The sequence below is a fragment of the Nostoc sp. MG11 genome (genome assembly GCF_014904695.1).
Lineage (GTDB): Bacteria > Cyanobacteriota > Cyanobacteriia > Cyanobacteriales > Nostocaceae > Komarekiella.
On record NZ_JACXXN010000027.1, the window covers coordinates 11,655 to 28,039 of the forward strand.

At 40.9% G+C, this 16,385-nt stretch carries 15 protein-coding genes and 4 pseudogenes; 4 read left to right on the forward strand and 15 right to left on the reverse strand.

Going from position 1 to position 16,385, the window contains the following annotated elements; genetic code table 11:
- Nucleotide 1: 1 nt before the first annotated feature.
- From HCR01_RS26470 to HCR01_RS40880, 7 genes and pseudogenes are all read right to left on the reverse strand, one after another.
- Complete coding sequence (locus HCR01_RS26470; protein ID WP_193199030.1) at nt 2-1,228, reverse strand: PQQ-dependent sugar dehydrogenase; 1,227 nt, start codon at nt 1,226-1,228, stop codon at nt 2-4.
- Nucleotides 1,229-1,309: 81 nt separating this feature from the next.
- The gene (locus HCR01_RS26475; RefSeq protein ID WP_193199031.1) at nt 1,310-2,722 is read right to left on the reverse strand and encodes a hypothetical protein; all 1,413 of its coding nucleotides are present in this window, start codon (nt 2,720-2,722) and stop codon (nt 1,310-1,312) included.
- A gap of 131 nt (nt 2,723-2,853) precedes the next feature.
- A complete protein-coding gene (locus HCR01_RS26480; protein WP_193199032.1) occupies nt 2,854-4,221 on the reverse strand; it encodes a glycoside hydrolase 100 family protein in 1,368 nt (455 codons plus the stop codon).
- 291 nt (nt 4,222-4,512) lie between these two features.
- The gene (locus HCR01_RS26485; protein ID WP_193199033.1) at nt 4,513-5,100 is read right to left on the reverse strand and encodes a DUF2459 domain-containing protein; all 588 of its coding nucleotides are present in this window, start codon (nt 5,098-5,100) and stop codon (nt 4,513-4,515) included.
- Between the two features lie 20 nt (nt 5,101-5,120).
- Complete coding sequence (locus HCR01_RS26490) at nt 5,121-5,459, reverse strand: hypothetical protein (protein WP_320073179.1); 339 nt, start codon at nt 5,457-5,459, stop codon at nt 5,121-5,123.
- On the reverse strand, nt 5,384-5,569 hold the full coding sequence (locus HCR01_RS26495) for a hypothetical protein (RefSeq protein ID WP_193199035.1): 186 nt from the start codon (nt 5,567-5,569) through the stop codon (nt 5,384-5,386). The genes HCR01_RS26490 and HCR01_RS26495 overlap by 76 nt, the downstream gene beginning before the upstream one ends.
- Nucleotides 5,570-5,644: 75 nt before the next feature.
- Nucleotides 5,645-5,749 (reverse strand): annotated as a pseudogene (locus HCR01_RS40880) (phage holin family protein); the annotation flags it as partial.
- Between HCR01_RS40880 and HCR01_RS26500 the strand changes: the two are divergent.
- On the forward strand, nt 5,701-5,928 hold the full coding sequence (locus HCR01_RS26500) for a hypothetical protein (RefSeq protein WP_193199036.1): 228 nt from the start codon (nt 5,701-5,703) through the stop codon (nt 5,926-5,928). The pseudogene HCR01_RS40880 and the gene HCR01_RS26500 overlap by 49 nt on opposite strands.
- A gap of 267 nt (nt 5,929-6,195) precedes the next feature.
- Here HCR01_RS26500 and HCR01_RS26505 read toward each other — a convergent pair whose 3' ends face one another.
- From HCR01_RS26505 to HCR01_RS26515, 3 genes are all read right to left on the reverse strand, one after another.
- Nucleotides 6,196-6,369, reverse strand: a complete 174-nt coding sequence (locus HCR01_RS26505; protein ID WP_226889639.1) for a hypothetical protein — start codon at nt 6,367-6,369, stop codon at nt 6,196-6,198.
- 150 nt (nt 6,370-6,519) lie between these two features.
- The gene (locus HCR01_RS39060; RefSeq protein WP_226889640.1) at nt 6,520-6,675 is read right to left on the reverse strand and encodes an alcohol dehydrogenase catalytic domain-containing protein; all 156 of its coding nucleotides are present in this window, start codon (nt 6,673-6,675) and stop codon (nt 6,520-6,522) included.
- A 78-nt stretch (nt 6,676-6,753) separates the two neighbouring features.
- Complete coding sequence (locus HCR01_RS26515; RefSeq protein WP_193199037.1) at nt 6,754-8,391, reverse strand: alpha-D-glucose phosphate-specific phosphoglucomutase; 1,638 nt, start codon at nt 8,389-8,391, stop codon at nt 6,754-6,756.
- Between the two features lie 170 nt (nt 8,392-8,561).
- Between HCR01_RS26515 and HCR01_RS26520 the strand changes: the two genes are divergently transcribed.
- The 3 genes and pseudogenes from HCR01_RS26520 (at nt 8,562) to HCR01_RS26530 (ending at nt 10,744) form a co-directional block, all read left to right on the forward strand.
- Nucleotides 8,562-9,230, forward strand: coding sequence for a HEAT repeat domain-containing protein (locus tag HCR01_RS26520; protein ID WP_193199039.1), 669 nt, complete (start codon nt 8,562-8,564; stop codon nt 9,228-9,230).
- Nucleotides 9,231-9,431: 201 nt separating this feature from the next.
- Nucleotides 9,432-9,672: pseudogene (locus HCR01_RS26525) on the forward strand (RNA-binding S4 domain-containing protein).
- Between the two features lie 673 nt (nt 9,673-10,345).
- Nucleotides 10,346-10,744, forward strand: coding sequence for a four-helix bundle copper-binding protein (locus tag HCR01_RS26530; RefSeq protein WP_193199040.1), 399 nt, complete (start codon nt 10,346-10,348; stop codon nt 10,742-10,744).
- 114 nt (nt 10,745-10,858) lie between these two features.
- On the opposite strand, the gene HCR01_RS26535 is transcribed toward HCR01_RS26530, so the two are convergent.
- From HCR01_RS26535 to HCR01_RS26560, 5 genes and pseudogenes are all read right to left on the reverse strand, one after another.
- Nucleotides 10,859-11,767, reverse strand: a complete 909-nt coding sequence (locus HCR01_RS26535) for a hypothetical protein (RefSeq protein ID WP_226889641.1) — start codon at nt 11,765-11,767, stop codon at nt 10,859-10,861.
- A gap of 46 nt (nt 11,768-11,813) precedes the next feature.
- A complete protein-coding gene (arfB, locus tag HCR01_RS26540; RefSeq protein WP_193199041.1) occupies nt 11,814-12,227 on the reverse strand; it encodes an alternative ribosome rescue aminoacyl-tRNA hydrolase ArfB in 414 nt (137 codons plus the stop codon).
- Between the two features lie 101 nt (nt 12,228-12,328).
- Nucleotides 12,329-13,552: pseudogene (locus HCR01_RS39065) on the reverse strand (efflux RND transporter permease subunit).
- A gap of 49 nt (nt 13,553-13,601) precedes the next feature.
- Nucleotides 13,602-15,215, reverse strand: a pseudogene (locus HCR01_RS26555) (efflux RND transporter periplasmic adaptor subunit).
- Nucleotides 15,216-15,440: 225 nt separating this feature from the next.
- Complete coding sequence (locus HCR01_RS26560; RefSeq protein WP_193199043.1) at nt 15,441-16,139, reverse strand: DUF305 domain-containing protein; 699 nt, start codon at nt 16,137-16,139, stop codon at nt 15,441-15,443.
- Nucleotides 16,140-16,385: the final 246 nt, after the last annotated feature.

Below are 16,385 nucleotides of genomic sequence, written 5' to 3' on the forward strand. Positions count from 1 at the left end.
TTTATTGGGTGATGCGGAGAATTTTGTCCTGCTGTGAGGGGCAACTTCCTCGTCCATCGCAGTTACTAGTTGTGACATACAACTCGCCATCCGGCCCCATAATTGCCTCTCGAAGTCGTCCATACTTACCCTGCAAATACACCTCATGACGCTGAACTTGTTGGGGTGATTGTGGGTTGAAAGCAACACGCTGCAAATGTTCTGAGCCGAGGGTAGGAATAATCAAGCTACCCTTCCACTCAGGAATAGAATTTCCGGTATAAATTGCTGCTCCACCTGGAGGTAGAGCTTGACGCCAGACAATGGAAGGAGTTACCAGCCCTTTTCCTGATTCACAACGGTAAATAGTAGGCCAGCCGAGGTTGTCGCCTGCTCTTGCTACACTGACTTTATCGTGGCCACTTCTGCCTAACTCACCACTGGGGCCGTGGTCTGTTACCCATAGTGTTGATGCATCACGCCAATCAAACCCTTGAGTGTTGCGAATACCAGTAATATATACGGGATTTTTCTCAAACGGATTGTCTGGCGGTACTTGTCCATCCGGTGTCACACGCAAGATTTTACCAGCAAGGCTATTCACATCTTGGGAACTTTGCGGATCTCTGGCATCGCCAGTACCTATATAGAGCATTCCATCAGCACCAAAGCGAATGCGACCACCGTTGTGATACACTGCCACGGGAATATCATTAAGAATTATTCTATCTGCTGAGGCACTAAGTCCATTTTGGGATAGTCGCCATCGTTCAACAAGATTGACCTGTGAGCCATTTCTATCAGCTGTATAGTAAACGTAAAAAAGTCGGTTTTCAGCAAAGTTGGGATGAGTTGCAATACCAAGTAAACCACCTTCACCGCTATCTGTAACATCAATAGTAGCTACAGGTTTTTGGACAAGTTTACCATCCCGCACCAATCGAACCCGTCCAGGTCGTTCAGTGACTAACATATCTTGATTTGGTAGAAAAGCAATTCCCCAAGGAACTTCAAGACCTGTTACCACTTCTTCAACTCGCACATTTACCTGTCCTTGTGACCCAAAGCCATCTTTAACTAAAGTACACGCTTGATTCTTAGTAGAAGTTTGTTGACTGACTTGTGCTGTTGTTGGTGTTTCTTGATTGTTAGTATTTGCCGACTCAGATGTTGGTACGGTGCAAGAAGAAATTCCCAAAAATACCATACCAACAACTAATTTTCCTGCAACAATTACTGTCAGATTCATAATATTTTGATGTCCTTATTCTTACAATGTCTTCACAGTATTGACGTTTTTATTTTTGTTTATCCATGCCAGAAAAAATATTTACCGATGGGTAATTTTACGAATCTGGTTCGCTTCCTCTAATATTGTTTCAACTCCAGAATCAGCAATACTTTTGACATAGTTAATTTTGATTTCTTCTAACATATCGATAAGTAAAGATTGAAATTCTTGAATGTTATGCTTTTTCTGTAACTCCTCCTCTAAGACATCACGAAAGTTCGTAATTAAACGAGAGGTAAGTTTTGCTCCAACTGGATCTGATAGCGCCTTGATGAGATTGTTATAAGCTAATTGAGATAAATCACGAGCCAGCTTTTCTGTGAGTTGATTCGGTAAGTGATTTAGACCAGGTATATTTTGTATTTGTTGGTAAACTGGAGATTCGTTAAAGGTGCTAGTAATACTGTGATGCATTAAGGCTTCTATCTGAGGCTGAACTTTAGGTAAAACATCATAAACACCAATGTTAACTAAACGAGTGGCTATAGCTTTTACTTCGTTTGTTTCATTAACTTGAACATAAGGCTTGCGGCTTTCAGGATGAAATAACCAGCGTGCCAAATCACCTTTGCGAATGGTATCTTGCATTTGGTCAATCACTTGAATACCTACCATCTCAGTTATTTCCTCAGCAAAACTCACGGCAAAGTCGTGATTAAGTTGCGATCGCAAAGGCTCAAGATTCAGTAAATCAGCTTGGTAAAGACGAATTGTGACGGGAATCACTCTTAGCCAACGCCAGAAGGGAAGTAACAAAAATATATCGTACCATCGCCGCAGCATGGCTTCTAACCAGTTTAAATCGCGATCACGACGACTGATAGTAAAAGTACGTGCTAGAAATTCTACAGCAAAAATAATTACAAAAGGTAAGTCAATCAACCAGAAATGATTGACAAAATTACCAAATTTATTAATATCTCGATAGTAGTTACTATTGATTAAGGGTCTAATTTGAGAATTAAAAAAGTTGATTTCTGATTGCCAACTTTGTTGTGATAAATAAGCTTGGCTCCAAAATCTAGTAAATGCTTCTCTGGCAGATAATTCATTAGTACGCAAGCGTATTTCATATTTAATTTTTGCTAAAGTACTACTTTTATTAGCCTCATCAAACGGATTATCCTCAATCATGTGGCTACTAAGAAGACGTAATTCATCAAGCAAACTTTCTGCTTGAGGTGAGGACAAACCAGTTTGCAAAACCTGTACTTCTAACTCTGTAACCTTGTTGAGGTAGTTTTGCGTTTCTGGATGGGGTTGAATGCCCTTAACTGGGTCATACAGTTGAGTTAAGCTTGGCAATACCTGTAGATAAAAATCATGCAAAGGTATGTAGGTTAAGTCAAAGAAGACCAAACATAAGTTCATCAATGCTAGGATGGCAACTATTCGTTCAAACCAAAGGTTGCGATGAACATGAGATTTTCTGGTATCTATTTTTGCTATCATGACTTAAGATAATTCGTAATTCGTAATACTCGCCCCCGGCGAGAAGCAAGCTACGTAATTTGTAATGGGCTATACTGCTGCGCTCTAAGCGTAGCTATGCGGCAGGCTTTACATAATTCGTAATTCAAAATTTATTCCATATCAAAACTAATTAATTCTAAATGATTAGCATTTGAAATTAGTTCTTTTGCTACTAAGAATCCAGCAAAAGTCCAGGTTTGATCTTTCCTTGCTTCCTTGCCAATTAATCGACCATTTTTACCATCATAGTATTCCGGCCATTTATCCTCAAATAATCGATTTTGTGCAACATCAATTGCTTTGTGGGCAATCTCTGGACGATTTATTTTTTGTGCCGCTGCTATTAGTAACCAGAGTAAAACTGGCCAATTTCCACCATTATGATATGACCAAGGCGTATTTTTGGGATCGCATCCTGTGACGATTTGCCATTCTAAACCTTCAACCGCTGGAAAACAGATTTTCATCGGCATATATCCAACTAAATCATTCCAGCGTTGCTCAATTAAATTCATAATACTTTGAGATTCTTGCTCACTGGCTAAAGAGGTGATAATAGCCATTAAGTTTCCTAAAGTAAAGAAACGAAAATCCATGCGTCCAGAGCCAAGATTACCTACTAAATAACCGCCATTGTCTGGCAGCCATTCTGTTACCCAAGCAGGTATTGAGTTAGCATAAATATTAAATCTATTTGCTACTTTTTTGCCAAATTCCTCACCTTTAAAGCGATAAATTTCATTTAAGCGATTTATGTCAATCCAATAATATTCTCGAAGATGATAAGTCAGAGGTGCTAAACGTTGATTTATCTTATTAATGCAGAAAGCATTATCATCGTTTGGTAAAAGAAGTTCTATGGCCGCGCGTAAAGTAGCATAAAATAGCACTTGAATTTCTAGAGGATGTTCATAGACACCCATACGACGGTCTATCATAAAAGCGCCATCGGGAACCAACATCGTTGGGTACATAGCAAAACGATGGACAAGACACATTTCTAAAATTAGCTTAATGCCTTGTTGAAATTCGGGTTGATGAGCAAGTGAAATATCACCTGTAGATTTAACATAAGCCCGGAGTAAAATAACCCACCATAAACAAGAATCAATAGGTGGAACTCTAGCGATCGCATGTTCTCCAAAATCAGCGCTCAAATATTCTTCGCCATCTTTTAATACTACTTTAAAACTAGCTGGCATCAATCCTGGCCCAGGCTGAAAAGAGTCCATTTGAGGCTCATGACTCTGTAATTTCAGAGTTTCTATCAAAAAATTGTGGACAATCTCTGGTTTACCACTAATCAAAAAAGCCAGCGCCGATAAAACAAAATCACGGACAAAACATTGGTCATAATTTACTGCTTCTGTCCCTGGTTCTAAGGCTGCTACCGTTCCAATCGGACGACCATGATAATAAATAATTGACTTATCAAGTAGCGTCCAAGCTTCTGCAATTAAATCATTTTTTGTTCTCATTATTTATATAGTCCCCCTAAAAAATAATATGTAGAAACGTAGCAATGCTACGTCTCTACGGGATACGTTATGCCGAAAAATGAACAGGAATATTTGAAATTCTAGCCTGTGTATTTGTGCCTTCTGAAACTGGACGGTATTGCAACCAGGCAAATAAAGCAGCAGTACCAAGAAAAATGAAAGTTATCGTAGCTACCAGTTTAACCATGATACTGTAACGCATAACAGCAAGTTTGAATGTGTATATTTTGTGCTAATACAATCAAGACTTTTTGGGATAAAGCATTAATATTATGAATGTTTTACCCGAAAGTTCGCCCACATAACAAAGCCATAAACTTGGCAGTCTAAATCTTGTAGCCACTCAACGATTTTGTGATTGCTATTCTGTAATAATGTATATTTTTGCTCATTTTTGACTAAAGTTAAACCTGTTTGTGAATTTTTGATGCTTGTTGCAATATTGCGGTTAAAACTTTCATCTAATAATTTCAGCAGTTGTGTTACTTTGGTTTGCGCTACTTCTAAACTTAATAGGGTATAATCTTGTTGTTGAATTATCTGCTGAAGTTCTGCAAGATTACTAAATTTCCGCCGTCCTAGAGTGCCTTGAGTTGGTAGCAAAAGTGCCGCTAACCCATTTTTTAAGTCCTGCTGATTGAGGGCAAAATAATTCCAATCACCGTAAGCATACTGAATTAATTCACCGTTGCCACTGGGTAAAACTAGTCTGGAATGCCAGCCGTAGTCTACTACATAGATAGCGATCGCCTCAACAGGGTCAGCAGGGGGTACGATGGTTGCGGGAGACAATATCCAAACCAATAAGATAGAAGCAACTACTATTGAAGCAAACTTAGTAATGTGGCATAAACGCATAGCTGAATCTATAAATTGAGTTAAACAAGATTGTAGTGTTCCATGTGGACATTGGTGACAGGTACTTCCAATTCGTGTAGAGCTTTCTCTACCTGATCCATCATTTTCGGAACAGCACAAATAAAGTAATTTCGGGTTGCAGGACGCTTAGGAATGTACTTCTTTAGCAGTTCCTTATCAACATATCCACTTTCTCCTAACCAATCCTCTGGAGGTTCCCTAAGAACGTGGACAACTGTCAGGTCTAATTTGTCTTTCAGTTCTTCAATTTCCTCACGATAAGTTATGTCTTCCCAAGTCTTATTTGCATATATGAGTAGTAATGGACGTTGCGATTGATGCGGGCTGTTAAGGCAAATTGCATTACCATCATTATTTTGTTGTTGCGATACCGCTTGTAATCGCCTATTGATTTCCGACTAGTTAACCACAACAAGACAATTTGTTGCCGCAGAAATTTGATGCTCATATTTTTTTTGCCTCAAAATCAAAAACTGATGCCTTGGCTTAATTAGTGATTAAAAATGGAATACTTGCTTTTTTGTCAAGTAAGTGGTGCTATGAGTCTCAAGAGAATTGAGTTAATGATTGCCAAAGCCAGTGAGCCAAGCAAAGCACTCCAAAAGCCATATCTTAAGCGAAACCCAGGTTAATAACGCAAAACTGCTGCCAGAGGAGCATCTCCGGGTACTTGCATTACAAAGAAATGAAACTTGTGCTAATCTAGTTTACTTACTGTTAATTTTTTTTGATGGCAAGCAGCTAACTATGTCTAGAGCGATCGCTTTAATGCTTAAGATTGAGAATATCTCAAAAATCAACATCTAAACATCTAAAGACATATTCTGCCGCTGATAACCTCAACTTTTATCATCTATCAAAGGAAATAGTTTTTTGATAAGAATCTATACTAATTTAGTTATACGCCTCAAATGTAACTGAAAAGTGATGATGTGGTATTAGGTTAATTGCTTTTTTGACATTTAACTAATATGTAGCTCATAAATATTCCGATGTTGTGATATTAATTATAACTAAATTCACTTGTGCAAGTGTTATGCGGCATTGTCAATATTTATTTTGTTGCAACTTTAATCAATTAGGTAGCAAAGTTGCTTGTTTCAATAGCGGGTTTAACATTTGAGCAATTCGGTTAGATATAATACGATGTCCTGCCTGATTCGGATGAATTCTATCGGATAAATAACGTGGGTCGTTTAAACTAGCTAAAACTTCAGGAATTAAATAAGCTTGAGTATCCTTCGCCACTCGTTCATACAATTTTTTGTAATATAATTAAACGATTTAACATTCATCCCCAGAACAACCGCGATCGCTCCTTGTTGTTGAATGCGAGTCATAATCTTTCGTAAATTTTGTTCTATTTGTATTGGAGGAGTAACTTCTTACAAAAAATCATTACCACCAAGAGCAACAATTACTAGCCAAGGATCTTGGGAAATCACATCTTGCTGTAAACGAGCCAAAGAAATGGGCATGATACCCTGTACGGCAGTAAGAACAGTAGCCGCAGGCGATTGTAGAGGGAACGACAACGCGATCACCTACTTTCATTTTATAAAACTGAGAGTATTAAAAAGCCCTTCCAAGCGATTGTGGAAGGGCTTTATTTTAAGTTGCTGAGGGAATTTTTTAAGTAATTACCGTAGGTTGCTCCCGTCCTATGGAGTTGCGAATCTGACCTATCTGATCAGCAAGCGTAATTAACGAAGCAAGTGCTTGTTGCGTATCAAGGTCATGTTTTGCGGGATCTGACTCGTAGTTTTCTAGGTAAATTCTCAGTGTTGCGCCTTGAGTACCTGTACCTGAAAGTCGCACCACAATGCGAGAGCCATCAGTAAAGCCGATGCGAATTCCCTGCTTGTTGCTAATGCTGCCATCAATCGGGTCGGTATAACTAAAGTCATCGCTGTATTCGACTTGATAATTACCGAACTGCTTTCCTTTCAGGGTTGGCACTAAAGAACGCAGATTTTCCATTAGGGTGTTGGCTTGCTCTGTATCCACACCTTCATAGTCATGGCGAGAGTAATAGTTGCGCCCATAGGTCTTCCAGTGTTCCCGCACAATCTGCTCAACAGATTGTTGTCGCACTGCTAAGATATTTAACCAGAAAAGAACTGCCCATAACCCATCTTTTTCGCGCACGTGGTTAGAGCCAGTACCAAAGCTTTCTTCACCGCAGAGGGTAGCTTTACCTGCGTCTAAGAGATTGCCGAAGAACTTCCAGCCAGTAGGTGTTTCATAGCATTCAATACCAATCTGAGCCGCAACTCGATCTACTGCTTCACTGGTAGGCATTGATCGCGCTACCCCTGCCAACCCAGAACTATAACCTGGGACTAGTTTGGCATTTGCAGCCAACACGGCTAGGCTATCGCTAGGGGTGACAAAGAACTTACGCCCTAAAATCATATTGCGATCGCCATCTCCATCGGAAGCCGCCCCAAAGTCTGGTGCATTCTCTCCATACAAGATATCCACCAACTCATGAGCATAAACCAAATTCGGGTCAGGATGTCCACCCCCAAAATCTTCTAAGGGTATACCACTACGCACAGTTCCCGCTGGTGCGCCCAAGCGCTGCTCAAAAATAGCATGGGCATAGGGCCCAGCCACCGCATGCAATGTATCCATGCACATCCGAAAATTTCCTGAAGTCAACAGTTGGCGAATGCGATCAAAATCAAACAAAGACTCCATTAACTTTTCATAATCTTCCACGGAGTCAATCACCTCAATTACCATGTCTCCCATACGAGACTCACCCAGAGTTTCTAAATCTACATCTGGTGCTTCCAGGATTTGGTAGCGATCAATAACTTTACTGCGAGCATAAATCGCCTCTGTCACCTTCTCCGGTGCTGGGCCGCCATTGCTGATGTTGTACTTTACACCAAAGTCACCATCTGGGCCACCCGGATTATGGCTTGCAGACAAAACAATTCCACCCAATGCCTGGTACTTACGAATAATACAGGATGTTGCAGGAGTAGACAAAATCCCGCCCTGACCAACTTTAATGCGACCAACGCCATTAGCTGCGGCCATTTTTAAGATGATTTGAATGGCCTGGCGATTGTAGTAACGACCATCGCCACCCAGGACTAAGGTTTGAAAGCGCAAGTCTTCTAGACTATCAAAGATGGATTGAATAAAATTCTCCAGGTAATGGGGCTGCTGAAAAACGGTGACTGCTTTCCGCAGCCCAGAAGTACCGGGCTTCTGATCAAGGAAGGGAGTAGTAGAGATTTGCTGACTGATATTCATAGATAATGTTTAACAAAGCCTTTTTCACTATCCAGCTTTGCATAAGTTCGTAACGAAAAAAATTGCCCCGCATTAAACCTTTGCGTTTACTCTATGCTCCTGGAATGTTTCGCGCGATCGCAACGCTCAAAGGTATGGCCGCTATCAGACTGAATACCAAACTTAACTGAATGAATCAAAATCGGATCGAGCAAATTGAGTTGAACCTACGCGCAAAAGCACTTAATCAGCGCAAAGCCGCCTTGGATGAATTGGCAGAGTTTCCATCTGAGGTGGCTGTCCCCATACTCCAGAAGCTTGCTAACGAAAAAGATGTTGCGCTTTGTCGCCTTGCTGTAATGGGTTTGGGCAACCATCAAACTGAAGCTTCATTTCAAGCATTGCTACAGATTCTAGAGCATAACCAAGATGGTAACGTGCTAGCGGAAGCGGCAAATTCTCTTTTTGAATTTGGTGATGTGGCGATTCCCTTGCTCCAACAGCTATTTGAGCGGTCTGACAACTGGTTAGTTCGCCAAACAGTGATTTCTCTGCTGATGGAAACCGAGCATCATGAGGTTTTATTCGCCGTGGCAGTGGAATGTCTCAAAGATGAGACACAAACGGTTAAAGAAGCAGGTATTATTGCCCTTGGTCAAGTGTTAAAGACATCTTTGCAAAATCAAGCCTTGCCCCTGTTAACAGAGCTTGCAGAAGATTTATACTGGCGAAACCGATGGCAAACAGCGATCGCTCTCCACGGTTGTCAACATCCCCAAGCCAGGTATTTAATGGCCCAACTTCAGCAGGATGAACATTTTCGGGTAGTGGCAGCTGCCTTAGAAAGTGCATCAGGATAGGGGTTTGGTATTGGCAGTCAATCAAAAGTCGAAGCGCTAAGCTGTTACGCATTTAAATTGCACATCAACTGGTGAGGGTTGTCCTTTGTCATTTGTCCTTAGTAAACACAAATGACTAATGACAATCTACACAGAAAATAGTGCAATATGTAGGCGCATTTAACGCCACTATACAATTAAGGTGATGTGTTTTTATTTCCTATGAAAGTTAGAGACAACACAATTAAGTTAAATCAGTTTTTAAAGTTGATGGGTATAGTGCCAACTGGAGGGCAAGCCAAGCTGATGATTCAAGGTGGCGATGTCCAAGTAAACGGTATGCTGGAAACTCGACGAGGGCGACGACTAGTACTGGGTGATCAAGGTGACAGTGGAAGGACAGACTTTTGAGGTCAATTTAGACAACAATCAAGACCAAAACGCAGTGAGTGCTGACAATTAACTTTTGAAATAACTAGAATTATCCTGTAATCATTACCGTTCTAAACCTCTAGCGACTACATCAGCCAGTTTGCCAAATAACGCTTATATCCAGTTATCCCTAGTGATTGTAAGTAAAATCCCGTTGAATTTCAGAAAAGCCTTTGTTGATGTTCATTCTTGGTTTAGCTAAATCTACTTCTGTTGAAATCTTTTTCAGGTTCCCAAAGTCACCACCACATGATGAAATATACTTTAATCAAGTCATGAGATTTTGATATTCCCTGATAATAAGAAAATATACTCATAGCATTTTGTGAATCAAGAGTGAAAATGGCTAAAAAGATTATCAAATAAGAGTTTCTTGAATTCTGGAATCGGACATAAGTGTTCTTATCAGAGATATAAAACGAAGCCAACTTAACATCTAAATCCCTGAACCTGATAAATGATTTACTCCCAAAGAGGAAACATTCGTCATCAACAAAATCTTTTAAAGCTTTGATTAACAAGGCTTTTAGCTAATTCGGCCTTGATCGAAATTCCCCAAAGTAGCTGAATTCACATTAAGTAGATAGGTTTAGTGATCTTGAAATCGCCAAAATTATAGTAGCTATTGATTTCTCCAAAATAAAGTTTTAGCTTACTATTTAGTTCGCCATCTGACCGAACTGCAAAATAAGGAAGTTACTCTTATGATGACTAAATCTATACTTACCGAAATGCAAGCTTGTAAACAAACATGCATCGAATGTCAAACTACTTGCATTGATACCCTCAAATACTGCAAGAGTCAGGGGGGGAAATATTCAGATATGACTATGATGTCTATGATGCGCGACTGTGCCGAAATGTGCATGATCTGCGTCAACATGATTAATGACGGTTCTGAATTTATGGGAAATACCTGTAGTTTGTGCGCCGAGATCTGCGATCGCACTGCAATAGCTTGCGAAAATATGGGTAGCGATGCAAAGATGATGTTTTGTGCCGCTATTTGCCGCAAATGTGCCGAATATTGTAAGACAATGGGGCTAAATTCTGCTTCCTATTTCCGTAGGTCAAGTTTGGTAACGGAAGATACACTATTATAGTTACATGTAGAGACGTTACATGTAGAGACGTTACATGTAACGTCTCTACAGGGTTTCGGGTTTTATCTATGTATTTCATTTACCTGAAATCTGCTGTATTTATGAAAATTTTAATCATAAACTAACTTCATTAAATGCTTGGCTCAACGCATCAACTAAATTTAAGTGTTCTGCCCAATTTGTTAGGTAAGCATAGTCTAAACTTTGTTCCTGCAACTTGATTATCCCCAATACATCGCGCCACTGCTTTTCAGATTGCCTACCCCTTCCCCAGAGCAACTTTTGTAAAATCATATCCTCTGGTGAAGCTATCCAGAATGGAGGTATTCCATCTAAATCAGGTAATATCCTATGTGCCATTTGCGATATTGCAAATGGTGAAGCTTCATTAAGATACAAGTCAGCATTAGCGATAGTTTCTGTATGCGTAATGTTCAGCATTCGCTCACTGCCTCGTTTTAAATCTTCAACTGCACCTGCTGGACAATAATATCCAGCAGCTTCAAGTGTTGTTACTAATAAATCAATTTGAGCAAGTTGGACTTCAATTACCAAATCTAAATCACGAGTTGAGCGAGGTTCACCATGAATGGAACTAGCAACACCACCACTAACGTAATAAGGAATATTAAGGGACTCAAATAGTTGATGAAGTTCGCCTGCTAGAGTAATGGAATCTTGAATCCACATACTTTCATCAAAACCTTGTGGTTGGAAATTAGGAGTAAATTTATCTCCTAGCACAGCACGAGAAAATATGCGACGAATATCCTCCAAGGAAGCACCTCGATTCCGAGATTTAATTCCTGCTAGGGATAACTTTTTCAACCCGCGTTCATGGGCCGCAAACATTTTTATCCGCTGAGCGAGTGAGAGTTGCCGCAGCCGAGCAAATAAATAAATATCAGCATTTATATTTGTATCAGCAGCTTGTGAGTGGTAATTTGGTTGTACAGATATTTGTAATGAGCTAGCTTCAGTAGTTCCAGTTTTGAATTTTATTGGTTGCTGTTTTATATTCATAAGCGTGGCCTTAGCCTGAGAAGAAAAAGCGATCGCACTTTAATCTTTAATCAATGACTTGTCCTCTGGTAGACTTAATCTGTCCTCGCTTAGTTTTACTGTCAAGACGTTTTTTTTGAGAGTTGCGAGTTGGTTTGGTGGGTTTGCGTTTTTGGGGCAGTATGACTGCGCTTTTGATGAGTTCTTTGAGCCGTTGCAGAGCCTCCTGCCGATTTTTCTCTTGGCTTCGGTGTTCTTGAGCCTTGATGACAACAACTCCTTCCTGAGTAAGGCGTCGGTCATTTAGCTTTAAAAGTTGTTCTTTATAAAAAGCGGGTAATGATGAAGCCTCAATATTGAACCGTAAGTGAATGGCAGTAGAAACCTTGTTGACATTTTGACCACCTGCTCCTTGAGAGCGAATCGCGCTAATTTCGATTTCGCTATCGGGGATAATGATTTTGTGAGAAATTTGCAGCATATTTTATATATAGCTTCTATGTCCCCAAGAGCGCAAAGCCCCGATAGTGCTTTGCATACCAGGGGTAAAAGATGAAATCGACCAAACTGATGAATTCAATGTTATTGATGTAACCGATAATATAGTATTTTAAATGGGTAAAGAGAGCGAACGCTATCAAGTGGACGGACATCAAAAGGCAACTTAATAGTAAAAGTGCTACCTTTACCGAATTCACTTTGCATATCAATGCTACCGTGGTGTGCTTGGATAATTGCTTGAGCGATCGCTAATCCTAATCCAGAACCGCCAGTACTACGGGAGCGATCGCTATTGACTCGATAGAAGCGGTCAAAAATCCGAGTTATTTCCGGTTGTTGAATACCAATGCCTGTATCTTGAACTTTAGGTAAGCCAACCTTAATTTCTGCGATCGCATTTTCCACAGCTTTAGTAACCGTGGGAGTATCATTCTGTGGCTGCTTGTTGACCATGACCACAATTGCTGGTTGACCATCCAAACTGCCATCACCACGTTTTAAAGCTGCGCCAATGCTGACATCTGCCACATCTTGTAGTAGTACAGGTGTTCCGTTTCGTGCCGTTATTGCAGACTTCCCCAGTTGCTCAATTGACTCGATGCGCCCCAAGCCACGAATAATTAGCTCTTGGTCTGGATTGACTAAAAACCCACCAGCAGCATTGACGTTAGCTCCTCTAGCCGCAGATGTGACTTCATCTAAGGTGACATTGAAAGCTTTTAATTTCGCCGGGTTAACCAATATCTGATACTGGCGAATATCACCACCATAAGCAATTACTTGGGAAATACCCGGTACAGCTAGCAATCTATTGGTGACATCTCGGTCAACTAAGCGCCGCACTTCCATAAGTGGGGTTGTTTCAGCAGTGAAGGCGTATTGTAGAACTGTGCCAATGGGGGAAGAAATGGGAGAAATTTGAGGATTTTCTACACCCTCTGGTAATTTTTGCTGTACCTGTTGCAATCGTTCTGTTACTAGTTGACGGGCTTGATAAACATCAGTCCCCTATTTAAAGATCACCTTGACAACGGAAATGCTGACAGCAGAGGAAGAACGTACAGTTTCTACCCCTGGTGTACCATTAACCGCGCTTTCTATTGGCAAGGTAATTAGTGTTTCAACTTCTTCTGGTGCTAGTCCTGGGGCTTCAGTTTGAATCTCAACTTGGGGCGGAGCGAAGTCAGGAAAGACATCCAGGGGCATTTGAGTCAGGTTATATTTACCCCAAATTGTAAGTATAATTGCGAGTAATACGACTATCCAACGTTGGATAATTGACCACTTAAGAATGGCATTGAGCATATTTTGTACAGTTGAAATTTACAGTAGTTTTCTACTTACTAAAACCACACTAATTAACATTTTGCTCTGCGTCTTTGCGTCTCTGCGTGAGATAAAGCAGATGCAGTTTACTGCGGCGACTAACCCAGAAACTACCTGCGATAAAAGCTACAGTAGCTAGTGCAGTTCCTCCCCCAACTCCTACCCACCAAGGAAGTGAGAAGTTAGAAACTGCTTCTTTCCGCCCTGCTCCCCTGCTCCCCAGGTTACTGAGCACAGTCAAAGTATGCTCCTCTGCTTTCCCCCCACCTCGCAGAGATTGGGCGTAAAGTTGCGGTGCGCGTTGGCTGACAATCATATCTCCCTCGAATAAGCCACTCTTGACCTCAACCATGTCCCCAGAGGTCTGACCTAATGTGACTTCAACTGATTGATAAGCATTGCCATTTTGGATATAGACAACTTTTTTATTATTAGCTTCTACTGCAGCCGCGCTGGGAATGGCTGAAATAACCTACGAGGTTTGGTTTGTCAAAACTTCCAACTCTGCAAACATTCCTGGTTTCAGTACACCACCAAGATTATCTATTTCAGCTTTTACAGGTACAACCTGCGTCTCACCTGCTACTACAGAATTAATTACCGCAATTCGTCCGGTAAAAGTACGATTAGGGACTGAAGCAACTTTAACCCTAACTTGTTGACCTGTTCTAACTTTGTCTAAATCTTTTTTATATATATTCGCTGTGGCAAATACCTGATTGTCATTGATAATCGTCATCAACTTACCACCTGCATCCTCAAAGGTTTGACCAAGGGTAACTTCCCGATCAGCAACTTTGCCGGAAATCGGAGATGTTACTGTCACCAGTCCTTTGGCATTGCCACGGATTCCTAGTTGTTGCAGCCTAGTCTCATACGTGCTATTACTGAGATTTATCCGAGATTTTGCTACGTTAATAGATGCCTGAGCGCGTTTAAGTTGATTTTCAGCCTCAATAACCTCTCGGCGGCTATTCGCTTTAGTAAGTTCAGCTTTGGCCTGGGCTAGCTGGGTTTGCGATTCCAGGGCATTACGCTTTGGTAATGCATCTTGGGCAGCTAATGCTTGATCTTTGTCATACTTTTCTTGGGCATAAGCCACTTGACTTTGAGCTTGGGCAATTTCAGAGTCGGTTATTTGTTGATAGCGATCGCGGTTTTGTTGCGCTAATTTTAAATCAGCTAAGGCTTGTTGTAAATCAGCCTGACCTTGAGCTAGTTTTTCTTGGGAGTTAACCCGCAGTTCTACCAAATCAGGACTAGATACCACAGCAACGGGTTGACCTTGTTTAACTAATGCACCAGGTTCTACCAATAACTCAACCACTTTTGCGCCTGCAATTGGTGTGGTTACTTCTACTTGTTTGCTGGGTAGAGTTTCAATTTGTCCTGTGGTTTTTATACCCACAGCTAAACGCTGGCTTTTAACTGGCTCAACTTTAATTCCCAGGCGTTGAGCAGTTTGAGTATCAACTTGAATAGAGCTAGTTGCTGGGGTGGCTTCACTTTCTCCTTGAAATTCATTTCCGTGTCCGCTGTGGGCTAAAACTACTACGGGACTTGCCAATAACGACAAGCTCACAAGTGTACTAGAAACACAACGCATGGTTACAATTGGTTGGAAACGCGCAGAGTTGGGCATCGCTATCAAAAATCCTGAAGTATGGAGGCAAAGGAACTGCGATCGCAATATCTAGTAAAAAAGCTAGCTTTTTTGGGGATTTTTCTGCACCTCATTCCCAGTTTTTCATCTCAAAATGAAATTGGCATGAAATTGAGAACTGAGAAACTAGCTTTCTTTGACATCAAGAACTCTCAATTGCGTTGGTATTTGCACCCGTTCCTAAGTAGATATTGAAACTTGAGGCTACTTGGTATACCAAGCTTTGCGCCACTGTTTCATTTGGTTAATCTCTGCATTTTGCGCTTTGATAATTTCTTGAGCCAAGTTTTTAATTTCAGGACGCTGAGATTTTTGCAACGCATCTTTTGCCATAACTACAGCTGCTTCATGGTGAGGAATCATCGCCTCGATAAAGCGTAGGTCAAATTCTCCATCAGCTGCACCCAAGTCCATGCTCATCATCATGGCTTGCATTTGCTCAGGTGACATCCTCATCGTATGACCCATTTTGGCATCATAAGCCACTGGTTTATCTCCCGCTTGAGGATACCAAGCTGTACGCCACTGTTTCATTTGCGTAATTTCTTGGTTTTGGGCTTTGATAATTTCGTCTGCTAGCTTTTTGATCTCAGGGCGTTTCGATTTTTGCTGTGCTTCCTTTGCCATTACCGTTGCTCCCTGATGGTGCGGAGTCATCGCATCAATAAAGCGCAAATCATAGTTAGCATCGGCTGGCCCTAAATCCATTACCATGCTGTGGTTCATCATGCCACTACCATGATTCATGGGTTGCTTGTCACTACTATCAGTAGCGGTGGTAGATGGTGCTTGGCTTTGGTTTTGGGAAGCAGTTGTAGAACAGGCTGTCAGCAAGCTGCTGGAAAAAGAGGCCGCTACCAAAGCAAATGTCAAAAAGCTGTTTCTCAGAGTAGGGAGTTGCATAAGGATGATCTCAGATAATTTCCTGATTCCATTCTGGAGTCTCTAGTTAGCTAGAGAGTCAACCTTTTAAACATTTATCTTTTGCTTAGGTAATAAAATTACCCAGATCACTGGCTGCTCAAAACGCAACTGCGGCACTCATTACATAGTTTGACAGCCAGAAATGAAATTAGGATGAAATTAGGGTTAGTGCTATTCGTGCAGATATACAGAATGCATTTAAATATGAAATCTGGATGAAATCCT

Excerpts from the sequence above, each read along its gene's own strand:
- HCR01_RS26530 (WP_193199040.1), top strand. The coding sequence starts at position 10,346 with ATGATGACTAAATCTATACTTACCGAAATGCAAGCTTGTAAACAAACA.
- HCR01_RS26535 (WP_226889641.1), bottom strand. The coding sequence starts at position 11,767 with ATGAATATAAAACAGCAACCAATAAAATTCAAAACTGGAACTACTGAA.
- HCR01_RS26560 (WP_193199043.1), bottom strand. The coding sequence starts at position 16,139 with ATGCAACTCCCTACTCTGAGAAACAGCTTTTTGACATTTGCTTTGGTA.
- arfB (WP_193199041.1), bottom strand. The coding sequence starts at position 12,227 with ATGCTGCAAATTTCTCACAAAATCATTATCCCCGATAGCGAAATCGAA.
- HCR01_RS26495 (WP_193199035.1), bottom strand. The coding sequence starts at position 5,569 with ATGAGCATCAAATTTCTGCGGCAACAAATTGTCTTGTTGTGGTTAACT.
- HCR01_RS26515 (WP_193199037.1), bottom strand. The coding sequence starts at position 8,391 with ATGAATATCAGTCAGCAAATCTCTACTACTCCCTTCCTTGATCAGAAG.
- HCR01_RS26470 (WP_193199030.1), bottom strand. The coding sequence starts at position 1,228 with ATGAATCTGACAGTAATTGTTGCAGGAAAATTAGTTGTTGGTATGGTA.
- HCR01_RS26520 (WP_193199039.1), top strand. The coding sequence starts at position 8,562 with ATGAATCAAAATCGGATCGAGCAAATTGAGTTGAACCTACGCGCAAAA.
- HCR01_RS39060 (WP_226889640.1), bottom strand. The coding sequence starts at position 6,675 with ATGAAAGTAGGTGATCGCGTTGTCGTTCCCTCTACAATCGCCTGCGGC.
- HCR01_RS26480 (WP_193199032.1), bottom strand. The coding sequence starts at position 4,221 with ATGAGAACAAAAAATGATTTAATTGCAGAAGCTTGGACGCTACTTGAT.
- HCR01_RS26475 (WP_193199031.1), bottom strand. The coding sequence starts at position 2,722 with ATGATAGCAAAAATAGATACCAGAAAATCTCATGTTCATCGCAACCTT.
- HCR01_RS26485 (WP_193199033.1), bottom strand. The coding sequence starts at position 5,100 with ATGCGTTTATGCCACATTACTAAGTTTGCTTCAATAGTAGTTGCTTCT.